The organism is Ruegeria sp. AL7 (genome assembly GCF_056536105.1).
In genome coordinates, this window is the sequence record NZ_JBQFJF010000001.1 from 1,343,177 (window position 1) to 1,358,166 (window position 14,990).

At 58.4% G+C, this 14,990-nt stretch carries 17 protein-coding genes; 6 read left to right on the plus strand and 11 right to left on the minus strand.

All coding sequences use genetic code 11. From position 1 onward, the window contains the following. Window positions 1–78: 78 nt before the first annotated feature. A complete protein-coding gene (locus ACR3E2_RS06725; RefSeq protein WP_480492714.1) occupies window positions 79–1,422 on the minus strand; it encodes a DNA-packaging protein in 1,344 nt (447 codons plus the stop codon). Further along, window positions 1,358–1,702, minus strand: a complete 345-nt coding sequence (locus tag ACR3E2_RS06730; protein WP_480473381.1) for a hypothetical protein — start codon at window positions 1,700–1,702, stop codon at window positions 1,358–1,360. Before ACR3E2_RS06730 ends, ACR3E2_RS06725 begins: the two co-directional genes overlap by 65 nt. A 689-nt stretch (window positions 1,703–2,391) precedes the next feature. On the opposite strand from ACR3E2_RS06730, the gene ACR3E2_RS06735 reads away from it, so the two are divergent. Continuing rightward, a complete protein-coding gene (locus tag ACR3E2_RS06735) occupies window positions 2,392–3,657 on the plus strand; it encodes a DEAD/DEAH box helicase (protein WP_480481645.1) in 1,266 nt (421 codons plus the stop codon). Window positions 3,658–3,746: 89 nt separating this feature from the next. Here the strand turns inward: ACR3E2_RS06735 and mltG are convergent, their stop codons facing one another. The 7 genes from mltG to fabD form a co-directional block, all read right to left on the minus strand. After that, complete coding sequence (gene mltG, locus ACR3E2_RS06740; protein WP_480480395.1) at window positions 3,747–4,904, minus strand: endolytic transglycosylase MltG; 1,158 nt, start codon at window positions 4,902–4,904, stop codon at window positions 3,747–3,749. Continuing rightward, a complete protein-coding gene (fabF, locus tag ACR3E2_RS06745; RefSeq protein ID WP_480480393.1) occupies window positions 4,905–6,170 on the minus strand; it encodes a beta-ketoacyl-ACP synthase II in 1,266 nt (421 codons plus the stop codon). It lies immediately after the preceding gene. 179 nt (window positions 6,171–6,349) lie between these two features. Beyond that, window positions 6,350–7,093 carry a 1-(5-phosphoribosyl)-5-[(5-phosphoribosylamino)methylideneamino]imidazole-4-carboxamide isomerase gene (locus ACR3E2_RS06750; protein WP_480480391.1) on the minus strand — a complete coding sequence of 248 codons (744 nt, stop codon included), beginning with the start codon at window positions 7,091–7,093 and terminating at the stop codon, window positions 6,350–6,352. A 123-nt stretch (window positions 7,094–7,216) separates the two neighbouring features. Beyond that, window positions 7,217–7,756: a GNAT family N-acetyltransferase gene (locus ACR3E2_RS06755; protein ID WP_267364575.1), complete on the minus strand. Its 540-nt coding sequence runs from the start codon at window positions 7,754–7,756 to the stop codon at window positions 7,217–7,219. A 138-nt stretch (window positions 7,757–7,894) separates the two neighbouring features. Further along, window positions 7,895–8,128 (minus strand): acyl carrier protein, encoded by a 234-nt coding sequence (locus ACR3E2_RS06760; protein WP_050602116.1) that lies wholly within the window; start codon window positions 8,126–8,128, stop codon window positions 7,895–7,897. 207 nt (window positions 8,129–8,335) lie between these two features. Then, window positions 8,336–9,073, minus strand: a complete 738-nt coding sequence (gene fabG / locus ACR3E2_RS06765) for a 3-oxoacyl-[acyl-carrier-protein] reductase (protein WP_209596801.1) — start codon at window positions 9,071–9,073, stop codon at window positions 8,336–8,338. Between the two features lie 42 nt (window positions 9,074–9,115). Beyond that, window positions 9,116–10,054, minus strand: coding sequence for an ACP S-malonyltransferase (gene fabD / locus ACR3E2_RS06770; RefSeq protein ID WP_480480389.1), 939 nt, complete (start codon window positions 10,052–10,054; stop codon window positions 9,116–9,118). Between the two features lie 174 nt (window positions 10,055–10,228). Between fabD and ACR3E2_RS06775 the strand changes: the two genes are divergently transcribed. Further along, window positions 10,229–11,452 carry a cytochrome b/b6 domain-containing protein gene (locus ACR3E2_RS06775; protein ID WP_480480387.1) on the plus strand — a complete coding sequence of 408 codons (1,224 nt, stop codon included), beginning with the start codon at window positions 10,229–10,231 and terminating at the stop codon, window positions 11,450–11,452. Window positions 11,453–11,509: 57 nt separating this feature from the next. Here the strand turns inward: ACR3E2_RS06775 and ACR3E2_RS06780 are convergent, their stop codons facing one another. Together ACR3E2_RS06780 and ACR3E2_RS06785 are read right to left on the minus strand one after the other, a co-directional pair. After that, window positions 11,510–12,082 carry a YceI family protein gene (locus tag ACR3E2_RS06780; RefSeq protein WP_209503563.1) on the minus strand — a complete coding sequence of 191 codons (573 nt, stop codon included), beginning with the start codon at window positions 12,080–12,082 and terminating at the stop codon, window positions 11,510–11,512. Window positions 12,083–12,207: 125 nt separating this feature from the next. Continuing rightward, window positions 12,208–12,726, minus strand: coding sequence for a hypothetical protein (locus ACR3E2_RS06785; RefSeq protein WP_209596809.1), 519 nt, complete (start codon window positions 12,724–12,726; stop codon window positions 12,208–12,210). A gap of 281 nt (window positions 12,727–13,007) precedes the next feature. Here ACR3E2_RS06785 and rpsF point away from each other — a divergent pair, with 281 nt between their 5' ends. From rpsF to ACR3E2_RS06805, 4 genes are all read left to right on the plus strand, one after another. Next, complete coding sequence (gene rpsF / locus ACR3E2_RS06790) at window positions 13,008–13,361, plus strand: 30S ribosomal protein S6 (RefSeq protein WP_209503558.1); 354 nt, start codon at window positions 13,008–13,010, stop codon at window positions 13,359–13,361. 28 nt (window positions 13,362–13,389) lie between these two features. Then, a complete protein-coding gene (rpsR, locus tag ACR3E2_RS06795) occupies window positions 13,390–13,617 on the plus strand; it encodes a 30S ribosomal protein S18 (protein WP_005608650.1) in 228 nt (75 codons plus the stop codon). A 12-nt stretch (window positions 13,618–13,629) separates the two neighbouring features. Next, window positions 13,630–14,250, plus strand: a complete 621-nt coding sequence (gene rplI, locus ACR3E2_RS06800; protein ID WP_267364588.1) for a 50S ribosomal protein L9 — start codon at window positions 13,630–13,632, stop codon at window positions 14,248–14,250. A gap of 165 nt (window positions 14,251–14,415) precedes the next feature. Continuing rightward, window positions 14,416–14,901 carry a transglycosylase SLT domain-containing protein gene (locus tag ACR3E2_RS06805; RefSeq protein ID WP_480480384.1) on the plus strand — a complete coding sequence of 162 codons (486 nt, stop codon included), beginning with the start codon at window positions 14,416–14,418 and terminating at the stop codon, window positions 14,899–14,901. The last annotated feature ends 89 nt before the right edge of the window (window positions 14,902–14,990 follow it).

Here is a 14,990-nt window from a genome sequence, read left to right on the forward strand (position 1 = left end):
AAAATAAACACCCTAAAGACGAAGGCGGCCTAACAGTCCTCAAGTAATTTCAAAAGTGTGGATTTCATGCCCTTGCCCTCACAACGCCCGCACCCTAGGCCTCCGATACACCCCCGCAGGCCCCACAATCAACTCATGCAACGCCCAGACCAGCGCATCGACCCGGTCGGGCGAGCCCTGCCCTTCAAACCCGCGCGCGGTCATCTGGCACATCTGCTCCTCCAACGCGTCCAACCCGGCCACATGGCGCACCCGCCCCTGTTCGTACAGCGCCGCCACGGGCTCGGCCCGCGCGACCTTGCCGCGCGAAGCCCGTACCGCCCGATAAGGCACCAGAGGGTCCACCTGCCGCACCACCTCTTCAACCAGTTGCCCGCCCTGATTGACCTCGGCCACCAGCCGTTCGGCCCCGAACTCATCCATCGCGTCAATCGCCGCCTGCGCCCAGCCTGCCGGGCCCACGCCCTGCACCGTTCGGTCAGCCAGCACATAGGCGCGCCACGCCTCAGGCGGCCCCTGTACCTGCGCCCCAACCACCACGATCCCGCAGGCATCCGCGCCTGACCCAGACGTCACCGCCGGGTCCAGCGCCACCACGATGCGATCCAATTCGGGCACCTGCGTGCAGCGCGCCGCCTCCAGCATCGAACCCGTCCACAGCGCGCCTTCCGCGTCTGACAGCAGCACCCCGTCCAGCTCCTGCCGCCCCAGCCGCGTGCCTGCATAGCGCGCGCGCACTTCCTCCAGAAAAGACGCCGCCAGATTGGCCCGGTTCGCTTCGGTCGGCGCATGGGTCTGCACGGTGGACGGCGACGCCAGCAAATCCTTCAAAACCTTCACATTGCGCGGCGTTGTGGTCACGCAGACCCGGGGCCTCTCGCCCAAGCGCAGCGCAAATTGCAGCATATCCCAGGTCTCGCCCGCCTTCTTCCACTTGGCCAGCTCATCCACCCAGGCCGCATCAAATTGCGGCCCGCGCAACCCTTCGGGATCATGTGCTGAAAACGCCTGCGCCTCGGCCCCGTTGGGCCAGATCAGCTTGCGTTCGGATGCCTTCCACTTGGGCCGCCGATCCGGGGGCGAGCATTGCAATATCCCGCTGTCGCCAAAGATCATGACATCGCGCACCTGATCGAATGTTTCACCCACCAGCGCCACGCGGCTGGCCTCGCCCTTGTCCAGCGGTTTCGACCCCTCGACCATCGATCTGACCCATTCGGCCCCTGCCCGCGTTTTGCCCGCGCCACGCCCGCCCATGATCACCCAGGACCGCCAGTCGCCCTCAGGCGGCAATTGATGCGGCAGCGCCCAGAATTCAAACAGGAAAGGGAGGGCACACAGTCCCCCCTCCCCGATCTCACTCAGAAATCTCTCCCGCACCGCAGCATTGGCGGAGGCGAGCCAGCCTGCACCCGATCTCAAATCGGGCCCGCTCAAGGTCGAGCGCGTACCCTCCTTGGGCAATTCCGGCTTGTCTGTAATGTTGTTCGACAAAGCTTGTCTCCACTTTCTGGCAACTTCGGATCAGCCCCTCCAGCTGACCGAGTTGCTTGGCTGAACCAGCAAGATCTGCATCCTCCCCGGCACCGATCTGTTTGCGCAGGTCTTCTGCCGCTTGCCGCAGATCGCGAATGGACCTTTCCAGGGACTGCAACAGTTCAGCCGTCTGGGAAATCCGCTCTTCCGGGGTAATCAAAGTCATGTTTGCCTGTGACCTCATGCGTGAGTGTTCTCCGCACGAGAGAAACGAAAGAACGGCCACCGGGTAACCCCGAGGCCGTTCGCCCACTTCTTCTAGCATGACACAACCTATACGGGATAAAGCGCGCAAAGTCAAGGGTTTACGCAACAGGTACGCAACAGGGATCGTACGGTGCGGGTTAACGGACAGTGAATTTCCGGCTGTAGTAACCCTCGGCCTAAACGCCGCCCCGCCCTTTTGCCTCCCTGGCCCTGACCGCCTCACCGACCAGAGGGGTTAATACAGGGTTACCCCGTGCCGCTTTCAGCGTGTACAAATTGCACAACCCCCGCGCGGACGCGTGTACAAACCTGACGTTTTCCGAAATCGCGCTCAAAATCGCCCGCATCACCCGATTTCGGCGCCGCAGGGTCCGGCGCGCTGCAAAACCAGTCCTTGACATTTCCCCCCGAAACCCTCATGTGCCCCTCATCACGGCGCCACCGCGTGAGCATCGTCGGGCTTCAGGCCCCACAGCGCCAACACATAACTCCCAGTTCCCCTTCACGCAGGGTTCTTTAGGCGATGGCCGGATGGCGCTGGATTCGCTCGCGCATCCCGAGGTCTCGCTCAACCCTGCCGGTCACATGAACGTGGCCAGTCATCACCTGCTCGCGGGGCTTAACCTGCGGGCTGTAAAGGATAATTTTTTGTTCGACTTCGACATGCTCGGCCTCGCGCCGACACTGAACGACGCGTTGAAACGCGCCAATTTTACTCAACCCACCCCGATTCAGAACCAGGCCATTCCGCTGGCCCTGAACGGGCATGACATCCTCGGGCTGGCCCAAACCGGCACCGGCAAGACACTGGCCTTTGGCCTGCCCCTGATCGACCACCTGCTGGCGCAGCCCGGCAAGCCCGATCCCAAAACAGCCAAATCGCTGATCCTCGCCCCCACCCGCGAGTTGGTGAACCAGATCGCCGACAGTTTGCGCACCCTCACCAAAGGAACAAAGCTGCGGGTCGCCACAGTTGTTGGTGGCCAGTCGATCAACAAACAAGTGATGTTCCTTGCCCGCGGCACCGATATTTTGGTCGCCACCCCGGGGCGCCTGATTGACCTGATGGAACGCGGCGCTGTTGACCTTGGTTCGGTGCGCCATCTGGTATTGGACGAAGCAGATCAGATGCTTGACCTGGGCTTCATTCACGCTCTGCGTCGCATCGCGCCTGCACTGGGAACACCCCGCCAGACCATGCTGTTCTCGGCCACAATGCCAAAACAGATGGAGGAGCTCAGCCGTGCCTATCTGAACAATCCACAGCGGGTGCAGGTTTCGCCCCCGGGCAAGGCGGCGGACAAGATCACTCAGTCCCTTCATTTTGTTCCAAAAGCCGAAAAACCCTCTAAACTTCGCCAAATCCTGTCTCAGGACGCGGATGCACTGACGCTGGTCTTCACCCGCACAAAACACGGCGCTGAACGGCTGATGAAAGGGCTGGTCGCCGATGGCTTCAACGCAGCATCAATTCACGGGAACAAAAGCCAGGGCCAGCGTGACCGGGCCATTAATGCCTTCCGCGCTGGAGAGGTGAACATACTGGTGGCCACCGACGTTGCCGCGCGTGGCATCGACATCCCCGGTGTCGCCTATGTCATCAACTTCGACCTACCCGACGTACCCGACAATTACGTCCACCGTATCGGGCGCACCGCCCGTGCCGGGCGCGAGGGGGAAGCGATCGCTTTCTGTGCACCGGAAGAAGTTGACCTGCTGCGTCAGATCCAGAAGCTGATGAAAATTGAAATCCCTATCACAAGCGGCACCATGCCGGAAGGGGTCGAGGTTCAGCAACCTGCACGTCGTCAAAACAACCGCCGTCGCGGGTTCAAGCCCAAACCAGCCAACGGGGATGGGAAACCTTCCAGCAGCAGACGGCGCCGTCCCAACAAAAGACGTTCAGCCGCCTAAGGGCTGAAGAGGCTGCCAAAGAAAACGCCGACGCCAGTTGCTATACCGGCGTCGGCGTTTTCGTTGGCAAATCCAGCAACCCGCCGGGCTTAATTCCCCGAGCTTTGCTGTTCCTCAATTTCGCGCCATTTGGCAACGTTGCGATTATGCTCCTGCAGGGTTTCTGCAAACGCATGACCGCCCGAGCCGTCGGCGACGAAGAACACATAGTTGGTGTCATCCGGCGCAACCGCAGCTTCAAGGCTCGCCAGACCCGGATTTGCAATCGGCGTCGGGGGCAGCCCGTCAATCTGATAGGTGTTCCACGGTGTCGGACGGTTCAGTTCGCTGCGCCGCAACCCGCGACCCAATGTGCCCTGCCCCTTTGTCACGCCATAGATGACGGTCGGATCTGTTTGCAGCCGCATTCCCTGTTTCAGGCGGTTCACGAACACACTGGCGACCTGGCCGCGTTCCTCCGGAACACCGGTTTCCTTTTCGATGATAGACGCAAGGATCAGCATCTCTTCCGGAGTGTCCAGCGGCAACCCGCCTTGGCGGCTTTCCCAAACCGCGTTGATCCGCAGTTGTTGCTTGTCCTGCATGGCCTGCAAAATCGCATTGCGATCCTGTCCGGCCACAACATCGTAACTGTCCGGGGCCAACATGCCCTCAGCCGGGATCTCGGTCACTTCACCTGACAGCGCTTCGAATGATTTCAGAGCTTCAACCACTTGCCATGAGGTCACACCTTCGGCCAGCGACACGCGATAGCGCGTGTCAGCCTCGTTGCGCTTCTCGGTATAGGCATCAGGCGTTTCTTCCTCTGCCGCATCAAATGAAGCAATCTCGACGAAATCCAATGTTGCCGGGTCCAGTTCACGCACGCGGGTTTGGGTGCGTGTCACACCGATACGGTATTCGATTTCCGACCCACAAGTGCTGGCGCCGCTGCTGGTGATCTCTTCGATGATCTGCGCCATCGACGCGCCTTCGCGCACCAGAAAGCTGCCCGCTTTCAACCGCTGCGCCTGATCGGTATAGTCAGCGGCCATCCGAAACAGAATTGAACTGCGAATGGCGCCCTGATCTTCCAGATCGCGACTAACACGTGTCATATTCGAACCGCTTTTGACCTGAAGGCAAATCGCAGTTTCAAGCGGGCCTTCGGCCTTGTACTGCGACTGTCCCCACAGGATCAGACCGCCCACCAGAAACAGGCCGACCACCAGGATGGTCAGCGCATTCGAAGCGATGGCCCGCCACATTTAACTGACCTTTCCGAAGATCACGCTGGCATTGGTTCCGCCAAACCCGAACGAGTTCGACAACGCCACGTTAATCTCACGCTCGCGCTTGGCGTTGGGGGCAAGATCAATCGGAGTTTCAACTGCCGGGTTGTCCAGGTTGATTGTTGGCGGTGCGACCTGATCGCGGATCGCCAGGATTGAGAATATCGCCTCAATCGCACCCGCAGCACCCAGCAAGTGACCGGTTGCCGACTTGGTCGAGCTCATCGTCGCATTCCCGGCATGCTCGCCCAACAGGCGCTCGACAGCACCCAGTTCGATCGTGTCCGCCATGGTCGAGGTGCCATGCGCGTTGATGTAATCCAGGTCTTTCGGCTCCAGCCCGGCGCTGCGCAACGCCGCTCTCATGGAGCGTTCGGCCCCGTCGCCATCCTCGGACGGGGCGGTGATGTGATAGGCGTCGCCCGACATACCATAGCCCAGAACTTCGGCGTAAATCTTGGCACCACGCGCCTTGGCGTGCTCGTAATCTTCCAGAACCACGATGCCAGCGCCCTCTCCCATAACGAAACCGTCACGGTCCACGTCATAGGGTCGGCTGGCAGCCTTGGGATTATCTGCATATTTGGTCGACAGCGCCTTACATGCGTTGAACCCGGCGATACCGATCTCGCAGATACAGCCCTCGCCGCCACCTGCCACCATGACATCCGCGTCACCCGCCCGGATGATGCGGCTGGCGTCGCCGATTGCGTGCGCCCCGGTTGAACATGCGGTCACGACCGAGTGGTTCGGCCCTTTGAACCCGTGGCGGATTGATACCTGACCCGAGGCCAGGTTGATCAGTGCGCCCGGAATGAAGAACGGAGATACCCGACGCGGACCCTTGTCGCGGATCAGGTTCGCGGTATTGGCAATCGATCCCAGACCACCAATGCCCGAGCCGATCAGAACACCGGTACGCAGGCGCGATTCTTCGTCTTCCGGCAGCCAGCCTGCATCCTTGCAGGCCATTTCGGCGGCCGCGATGGAATACAGGATGAAATCCTCAATCTTGCGCTGCTCTTTCAGCGGCATCCAGTCATCGGGATTGAAGGTCCCGTTGGTTCCGTCGCCGCGCGGCACCTCGCAGGCGTAGGTCGTTGTGACCCCGCTTGCCTCTGCATCGAAATGCGTGATTGGGCCTGCGCCGGACTCTCCGTCCAGCAGCCGCGACCAGGTTTCCTCGACCCCGCTGGCCAAAGGAGTGACCAATCCAAGACCGGTTACAACGACTCTGCGCATGAAGTGCCTCTTGCCTGCTTCCTGTTATGAGAACCGCTCATACCCCGGCCCGGGGTGCGGGGGCAAGAGCAACGGTTCTTTCCGCCCCGGCGTTCTGCCGCCGAATGCCCAAGGAAACCGGAAATTCGGCGCTTGTCAAAACCGCCCTTTCGCGCGTTCAGCCGAAAGGGCGGAGTTGCTTACTGAAACTGCGCGACTGGCTCGTGGGCCGATTTGGCAGTTTCAAGTGCTTTGGCCAAGTCCAGTGTCTTGCGGAACAACGCGCGCCCGACAATCGCGCCCGAGATATTGGGGATGTATGCCAGCCGCGAGATATCGTCTGCCGTGCGCACGACACCGCTGGCAATCACCGGGGTACGCGAATGGTTTGCCAATCGCGAGATCAGACCCAGCTTTGCCTCGACATCTTCGATGTCGCTGTCGATATCGGTTACCACGATGGCGGCAAAAGGCGCATCACCGAACGCGTCAATAAAGGCTTCGGGCGTGAACGCACTTTGGCTGCGCCAGCCGTCAGTCATGACAAAGCCTTGCCAGACATCAACCGACAGCACGATCTGATCCGGGTGCAGCTTGGCCAGATCCTTGACCAGGTTCGGTTCACGCGCAGCAAGCGTACCAACCACGATGCGACCCGCGCCCTTGTCGATCCAGCGCTCAATCTGCTCGCGCGAGCGCATGCCACCCGCCAACTGCACCGGAATCTCGGCCTTGCGAATGATATCTTCGACCAGCTGCGCGTTGGTATCCTTGCCCTCGATCGCGTCGAAATCCGTCAGGTGCATCCATTCGGCACCCGCCTCTGCCCAGCTCCGTGCGGTTTCTACCGGATTCACGTGCCAGATCATCGCTTCTTCCAGACGACCCTTGTCCAGCGAGACGCACCGGCCGTTCTGCAGTTCCATCGTGGGGTAAATCCTCATGAGCTTGGTCCTCCGCTCAATCGCTCTGAAAATCCCCGGCAGCATACATCCAGAAAGCCCGCCCGAAATCTCCGGGATCGGCACAGTTTGGCCATTTTGCGGCATACTGATTAAGTGGCGAATCTATGCGCGGGCTGGCGGTCCGTTGCGTCGTAACAAATGCACCGGGGTTTCATTATACACCCCTTCCCGCATCAGAACATAGCCAAGCTTCTTGGCGAGTTTCTGCGAAGACGTGTTGGACGCGTTTATCATCGCGACCAACGGTCCGGGAATCACCCGGTCAAACCAGTCATGCGCAGCCTTGGCGGCCTCGTATCCCAATCCCTGCCCCTGTGCTTCGGGGACCAGAACCCACCCTGCCTCGGGGAAGCCGTCGAAATCGTCGCCCATGCATCGGTTGCTATAGAAGAATCCGGCTTGCCCGATCAGCTTGCGATTCGATTGCTGCATTACGCCCCACTGACCAAAACCGGCCATCTGCCAATGCCCCGCATTACGCAGGAAAGAATCCCACGCTTCGCCACGCGATCGGGGAGAACCGCCGATATGCCGCACGACGCAAGGGTTACGCCAGATTTCCGCGAACCGGTCAAAGTCCTCTGGGCGCATAGCGCACAGCGTCAAACGCGCGGTATTTATCATCGGAGTGGATCTTATCATGCCCTGTCCACTTTGAGTTTTGCCTCAGTGGAAACAGTGCGCAGGCCACAATAGCCACGCAAGCCCGAAATTCGGCCGGGCATAAAAAAACGGCGCCCCCGTTGCCCGGAAGCGCCGATTTTAATCAGAAAGAAACGCTTAGGACGCTTCGCTGATGAACTTGACGGCGTCGCCAAAGGTCTGGATGGTCTCGGCTGCGTCATCGGGGATCTCGATGCCGAACTCTTCTTCGAAGGCCATGACCAGCTCAACAGTGTCCAGGCTGTCTGCGCCCAGATCGTCGATGAAGGACGCGTTTTCCACGACTTTATCTTCTTCAACACCCAGGTGCTCAACAACGATCTTCTTAACGCGATCTGCGACGTCGCTCATGTCTATTCCTCATTCCTTTACAGGGCGGTCCGCCCGATTCTGCCCTTGCCCGCACGGGTTGGCTTTGGTTTGCCCGTTTTGGGCGGTTTCGGTCCCGGCGAACCGGGAAATAGAAGGCCGACCTGAACGACCGGCCCCGCATAGATGCGCCGCCTATAGCATAGTCGACGCAAGAGGCAAACGCTTTCGCACTCGCCCCTGTCGCGCTCACAACATGGCCATACCGCCATTCACATGCAAGGTGCTTCCGGTAACATAGCCCGCTTCGGGGCTGGAAAGATACAGAACCGCAGCTGCAATTTCCTCCGGATCGCCCATGCGCCCGGCTGGAACCTTGAGCAACAGACCCTTTTTCTGTTCCTCGGTCAGTTTCTCTGTCATTGCCGTCGTGATAAATCCAGGTGCCACGGCATTCACAGTAATTCCGCGCGTCGCAACTTCGTGAGCCAAAGCTTTGGAAAACCCGATCATACCGGCCTTCGACGCGGCATAGTTCGCCTGCCCCGGATTACCGATTGCGGCCACCACGGACGAGACATTGACGATCCGGCCCCAGCGCGCCTTCATCATACCCCGGATCACCCCTTTGCACAGTTTCATGGTCGAGGTCATGTTCACATCAATGACGCTTTGCCATTCTTCATCAGACATGCGCATGAATAGATTGTCGCGCGTGATTCCGGCGTTGTTTACAAGAATGTCCACCGATCCCATCGCCTCGGCCGCTTGCTTTGGCAACGCTTCAACGGCTTCCGGATCACTTAAGTTGCAAGGCAGAACATGTGCGCGTTCGCCCAGTTCGTCGGCCAGAGCCTGAAGCGGTTCAACGCGTGTACCGGACAACCCAACCGTTGCACCTGCGCCATGCAACGCACGTGCGATGTGGCCTCCGATACCGCCCGAAGCACCGGTGATCAGCGCATTCTTACCTGTTAAATCAAACATTCGGTTTCCCTCTTGCTGCGTCGGTTACAACGCGAATTGAGCTTACGATTCGGCCTGAATGGCCTTCTGGACGTCTTCCGGTGTGCCCACAGCCTTACCCGCGATTTCGCGATCGATCTTGCGGATCATACCGGACAGCGCTTTGCCAGCGCCGATTTCCCATGTTTCGGTCACGCCTTGTGCCGCCATATATTGCACGCTTTCCCGCCAGCGAACCGAACCTGTCACCTGCTCGACCAGCAATTGACGGATCAGATCCGGATCGCTGACAGCCTCGGCGCGCACATTAGCCACCAAAGGTATGACAGGGGCCTTAATTTCGACGGCAGCAAGCGCTTCTGCCATTACATCTGCAGCAGGTTTCATCAGCGCGCAGTGAAATGGAGCACTTACAGGCAACATAACAGCACGTTTTGCGCCTTTTTCCTTGGCGATCTCGGCTGCGCGTTCGACAGCCGCTTTTGAACCCGACACGACGACCTGCGTAGGATCGTTGTCATTTGCGGCCTGACAGACCTCGCCCTGTGCGGCTTTTTCCGCCACAGCGCGCACGGCCTCCAGATCCAGCCCCAGAATGGCGGCCATGGCCCCCTCGCCCACGGGTACGGCGCTTTGCATGGCCTGACCACGGGTGCGCAACAGACGCGCTGTATCTGCAACAGACAAGGCACCCGCCGCGGCCAGGGCCGAGTATTCACCCAGTGAATGCCCCGCCACAAAAGCCGCCTTGCTGACAGATACGCCTTCGGCTTCCAAAGCGCGCATGGCTGCCATCGATGTTGCCATCAACGCGGGTTGGGCATTCTGGGTCAGTGTCAGGTCAGCAATATCGCCATCCCAGATCAGGCTGCTCAACTTCTCGCCCAACGCGTCGTCCACCTCATCGAAGATGGCCTGAGCCGCCGGGTAAGCCTCAGCCAGAGCTTTGCCCATACCTACGGTCTGGGCGCCTTGCCCCGGGAAAACGAACGCGAGTGTCATTGCAACCTCATGGATGGTGTCAGGTTGCGGCGGGGTGTAAACTGACTGACCGTCTGGCACAAGCATTGCCTGCTTTCTGCATTCTGGCACCTTTTGTGTGCACCCGCGCTCACTTGTGTCTGTTTCATCCGGCTTTACCTTGGGCACACCCAAGAATCCCGGAGCGCGCGACAAATGCAATCGACCAATTCCTTTTCAAGCTACGGCAGCATCGCAAAGACGTTTCATTGGCTGACCGCGTTGCTGATCTTCACGGCTTTGCCCCTCGGCTGGGTCGCAGATAATCTGGCGCATGCGGTACTGCACTCGGCAACGGCCCCTACCGAGTTGGAAATTGCCCGTGCGGCGCGCGTGTTCTCATTGCATAAAACCGTGGGGGTTACCGTGTTCTTCGTGGCATTGGCCCGCATTCTTTGGGCGTTCACGCAAACCAAGCCCGGCCTTCTGAATGCTGACAACAAGCCCGAAGCCTTTGCCGCTGAAACCGTCCACTGGCTGCTTTACGGTTCGCTGGTCCTTGTGCCGCTGACCGGCTGGATTCACCACGCCGCGACCGAAGGCTTTGCCCCAATCCTTTGGCCCTTCGGCCAAAATCTGCCTTTTGTACCGAAATCCACCGCCGTGGCCGAGGTTACAGGAGTTCTGCATTGGCTTTTCATGTGGGTTCTGGTTGTTTCCCTTGTCCTACACGTTGCAGGTGCGCTGAAACATCACGTCATCGACAAGGACGGCACATTGCGCCGGATGTTACCGGGCCTGTCTGATGTGCCGGAACCACCACATCAAACCCATTCACTGATTCCAGCCGTCGCCGCATTGGTGGTCTGGGGTGTCGTCGTCACCGGAGGCTGGGCAACGGGTAAGCTTACCCCTAACGTAGGTGAAGCACCGGATGTCCAACTGACCGAGGTTCAATCCGAATGGCAGGTTCAGAACGGCACGCTGTCGATTACGATTTCGCAACTGAATAGCCCCGTCACAGGTTCGTTTTCGGACTGGACGGCCGCAATTACTTTTGACGAACCCACAGAGCCGGGCCCGGCAGGGTCTGTCGATGTCACGATAGCCATCAGCTCGCTTAGTCTTGGAACCGTAACCGATCAGGCCATGGGACCGGATTTCTTCGACAACGCCCGGTTCCCGACTGCTCAGTTCAAAGCCGACCTTTATAAAACCGAAAATGGTTACGAGGCGCGCGGTCCGCTTACAATTCGCGACAAGTCGATCGATGTCGTTTTGCCCTTCTCGCTGGATCTTCAGGGCGACACAGCCACCATGGCGGGCACAATCGAGCTTAACCGGCTGGAGTTTGATGTAGGCACATCGCAGCCTACCGAAGACTCGCTGGGCTTTACCGTCGCAGTATCCGTAGAACTCACAGCGGGACGCGGTCAGTAAGGCAAAAAAAACGCCGGTGATTTGATCACCGGCGTTTTTCTGTTCGTGATTCTGTGATTACTCGGCTTTTTGTGCCTCGACCGAAATCTGGATTTGCACTTCGTCGCTGACAAACGGTGCAAACTGACCCAGGTCGAATTCGCTACGGACAAGCGTTGTTGTCGCGTTGAAACCAGCCCAGGGCTTGTTTGCCATCGGGTGGGTGTCAGCCTTGTTGAGCTTTGCGTCCAGAACAACCGATTTGGTCACACCGTTCATCGTCAGATCGCCGGTGATGTTCGCGGTGTTTTCACCAGTCACCTCGATTCCTGTCGAAGTAAAGGTGATCAAATCTCCTTCGGCCGCGCCAAAGAAATCCTCGGTCATGAAGTGATCTTCACGGGGTTTCCAGCCGGTAAACATCTCCAAAACGGGCATCGACACACTCACGCTCGAAGCGGCGGGGTTTTCCTGGTCGAACATGATCTCGCCTTCAAAGCCGGAAAACATGCCAGTCGTGGTTGAAAACCCAAGGTGGTCATAGCTGAAAATGACTTGGCTGTGGCTGGGATCCAACACGTATTTCTCGGCGCTGGCGAATGCCGTTGTCGCTGATACGGCCAATGCAGCAGCAAGAAGGGTGGATTTCATATCAATCTCCGCGGTTTTGTGAATGCAGTCCGTCAGGACTGCTTGAATACAAAATGTGCCGCCCAAGGGCGGCACACAACCTTTTTTGATTCACAACTTCTGTTCTTTTTTGAACAGAATAAAAATCAACCGAAAATTGTTACGCTTTTGCTGAGCTGCCCTTTCAGCGCCCGGCTGACATCCGCCGATTCAAGCGGCAGCTTCATCAAAAGACTTCCGTCCACGTCAAACAGGTGAACCTCATTCTCTTCAAAACGCGCCCCACCCAGCGAGTCATAGCTGCGGCGCAGGACAGTCTGAGGGCGTCCGTCTTCGTTCTTTTGCAATACCCGGACTTCGCGGCGGATCGGGTCGAAATAGGCGTCAGGGCGCGGGTCGAAAACCTCGATTGTCAACAAGGCGACGCCAACGACCAGAAACAGCATGGATGCCGCCATCTTGATCGGCCAAACATCTGCGCCAACGACCGATCCGGGCATCAACCACATTGAAAACGCGGAAACGATCAAAAACGCCCCGACCATCCGCGCCAGTATCAGGCGGGCCTTCCAGTTCGGTGCAAATGTGATCATTACCGGCACCGAATTCTCAAAGCGCGAGCCGGCAACGTTTTCCTGATATGCGTTTGTGTTAGTAGCGGTCATAACGCGTCACCCTTTTAAGGTTACTTTCGAAATTCTGTTGATCCGGTTGATGCCCGGTATGCAAAACAACTTTGAGCCGAAAAGCGTCAGCAATTGGGCGACCCAAAGGAATTTGGGCGGCGTCTCAGAGGCATGTGTGGCAGGGCTTGCCCTTGCGGCTCAGACGTGTATACGGGGCCATCCTTCGCAGTCATATGAATCGCGCAGCCTCTCGTGGCAGGGTCGCGAAGGAATGTTTGGCCCCGCCTATGAAATGCGCCTTGATATAAACAGGAGTGCACATGCCACTGTATGAGCATGTAATGATCGCGCGTCAGGATCTGTCCAACGCGCAGGCGGAAAGCCTCGTCGAACATTTCGGCACCGTTCTGGCTGACAACGGCGGCAAGCTGGTTGATAGCGAGTACTGGGGCGTCAAGACGATGGCCTACAAGATCAACAAAAACCGCAAGGGCCACTATGCCTTTCTGAAAACCGATGCCCCCTCGGGCGCGGTGCAGGAAATGGAACGCCTGATGCGTCTGCATGAAGATGTCATGCGCGTTCTGACCATCAAGGTCGACGGCCACGAAGATGGTCCGTCGGTTCAGATGCAGAAGCGTGACGAACGTGGCGAACGCCGCGAGCGCCGTTGATCAACGCCTGAGAAAAGGACTCTAAACCATGGCCGCAAAACCATTTTTCCGCCGCCGCAAGGTCTGCCCGTTCTCGGGTGAGAACGCGCCGAAGATCGACTACAAAGACACCCGTCTGCTGCAGCGCTACATCTCTGAGCGTGGCAAGATCGTGCCTTCGCGCATCACCGCCGTTTCAGCGAAAAAGCAGCGTGAACTGGCCCGTGCTATCAAGCGCGCCCGCTTCCTCGCCCTGCTGCCCTACGCTGTGAAGTAAGGAGAGACTGACATGCAAGTTATCCTGCTGGAACGCGTTGCGAAACTGGGTCAGATGGGCGATGTCGTTGACGTTAAGCCCGGCTACGCCCGCAACTTCCTGCTGCCCCAAGGCAAAGCCCTGAGCGCGTCCGACGCCAACATCGCGTCGTTCGAAGCCCAGAAAGCGCAGCTTGAGGCCCGCAACCTGGAAACCAAGAAAGAAGCTGAAGCACTGGCTGAAAAGCTGGACGGTCAGCAGTTCATCGTGATTCGCTCGGCATCGGATGCCGGCGCTCTGTACGGTTCGGTCACCCCGCGTGACGCCGCTGACGCCGCAACCGAAGCAGGTTTCACCGTCGACAAGAAACAGATTGTCCTGATCGCCCCGATCAAGGAACTGGGTCTGCACACTGTCGCAGTGAAACTGCACCCCGAGGTTGAAGTCGAAATCAAAATGAACGTGGCCCGTTCGGCAGAAGAAGCCGAACTGCAGGCTTCGGGCAAATCGATTCAGGAACTGGCTGCTGAAGAAGAAGCCGCTGCTGAATTCGAGATCGCCGAACTGTTCGACGACATCGGCTCGGCCGCTTCGGATGATGATGACATGGTTGCCGACGCGGCACCGGTTGCGGAAGACGAAGCCAAAGCCTGATCTGGCTGCTTGTGAGCATTCTAAAGGCCGCGCAACGCGCGGCCTTTTCTTTTTTCCCTTTGTATTCACAAGTCGTACCGGCAAGTTTCAGCCCATTTTCCCGTGTACGCTTGAAGGCTCATTGTCGTTCCGTATCATTGCCGCCGAAATCCAGAGGACCGAAAAATGCTTGTTTATCTGCGCCATAGTTTCCTGGCACTGTTTCTATTTGTGTCGTTGGTTGCCTGCGGGGCAGACCAGGTCTCCAAGGCGGGTACGCCACATTTTGACCCGCCGCTCCACCCGAATGAAACGCCCGAGCTGAGAGCTTCGATCAACAGATGGGCGGACCATTACGAAATTCCGCGGGAGCTGGTTCACAAGCTGGCCATTCGCGAAAGCACACATCGACCATGGGCCGTCAACCGGCCCTATTACGGCCTTCTTCAGATCCTGCCAGCCACGGCGCGCTCGATGGGATACACCGGCAAAGCCGAAGGTTTGCTGGACGCCGACACCAACCTTGAGTTTGCCGGGAAGTACTTGCGCGGGGCGTGGATGCTTTCAGATGGGGACCAACGCAGGGCAATTTTTCTGTACGCCAAAGGTTTTTATCCCGAAGCTAAAGCCCGAGGAATGCTGGTCGAAACCGGGCTTAGGCCAACACCCTGACGGTCATTCGCGTCAGAATTCGATCGGAATCAGCACTTGAAACTGAATAGTGACAAAAATGTTCTATTGGGTGTCGCAATATGCGATAT

Excerpts from the sequence above, each read along its gene's own strand:
- ACR3E2_RS06760 (WP_050602116.1), bottom strand. The coding sequence starts at position 8,128 with ATGAGCGACGTCGCAGATCGCGTTAAGAAGATCGTTGTTGAGCACCTG.
- ACR3E2_RS06785 (WP_209596809.1), bottom strand. The coding sequence starts at position 12,726 with ATGACCGCTACTAACACAAACGCATATCAGGAAAACGTTGCCGGCTCG.
- fabG (WP_209596801.1), bottom strand. The coding sequence starts at position 9,073 with ATGTTTGATTTAACAGGTAAGAATGCGCTGATCACCGGTGCTTCGGGC.
- ACR3E2_RS06780 (WP_209503563.1), bottom strand. The coding sequence starts at position 12,082 with ATGAAATCCACCCTTCTTGCTGCTGCATTGGCCGTATCAGCGACAACG.
- fabD (WP_480480389.1), bottom strand. The coding sequence starts at position 10,054 with ATGACACTCGCGTTCGTTTTCCCGGGGCAAGGCGCCCAGACCGTAGGT.
- ACR3E2_RS06730 (WP_480473381.1), bottom strand. The coding sequence starts at position 1,702 with ATGACTTTGATTACCCCGGAAGAGCGGATTTCCCAGACGGCTGAACTG.
- rpsR (WP_005608650.1), top strand. The coding sequence starts at position 13,390 with ATGGCCGCAAAACCATTTTTCCGCCGCCGCAAGGTCTGCCCGTTCTCG.
- rplI (WP_267364588.1), top strand. The coding sequence starts at position 13,630 with ATGCAAGTTATCCTGCTGGAACGCGTTGCGAAACTGGGTCAGATGGGC.
- ACR3E2_RS06775 (WP_480480387.1), top strand. The coding sequence starts at position 10,229 with ATGCAATCGACCAATTCCTTTTCAAGCTACGGCAGCATCGCAAAGACG.
- mltG (WP_480480395.1), bottom strand. The coding sequence starts at position 4,904 with ATGTGGCGGGCCATCGCTTCGAATGCGCTGACCATCCTGGTGGTCGGC.
- ACR3E2_RS06750 (WP_480480391.1), bottom strand. The coding sequence starts at position 7,093 with ATGAGGATTTACCCCACGATGGAACTGCAGAACGGCCGGTGCGTCTCG.
- ACR3E2_RS06755 (WP_267364575.1), bottom strand. The coding sequence starts at position 7,756 with ATGATAAGATCCACTCCGATGATAAATACCGCGCGTTTGACGCTGTGC.
- rpsF (WP_209503558.1), top strand. The coding sequence starts at position 13,008 with ATGCCACTGTATGAGCATGTAATGATCGCGCGTCAGGATCTGTCCAAC.
- fabF (WP_480480393.1), bottom strand. The coding sequence starts at position 6,170 with ATGCGCAGAGTCGTTGTAACCGGTCTTGGATTGGTCACTCCTTTGGCC.
- ACR3E2_RS06805 (WP_480480384.1), top strand. The coding sequence starts at position 14,416 with ATGCTTGTTTATCTGCGCCATAGTTTCCTGGCACTGTTTCTATTTGTG.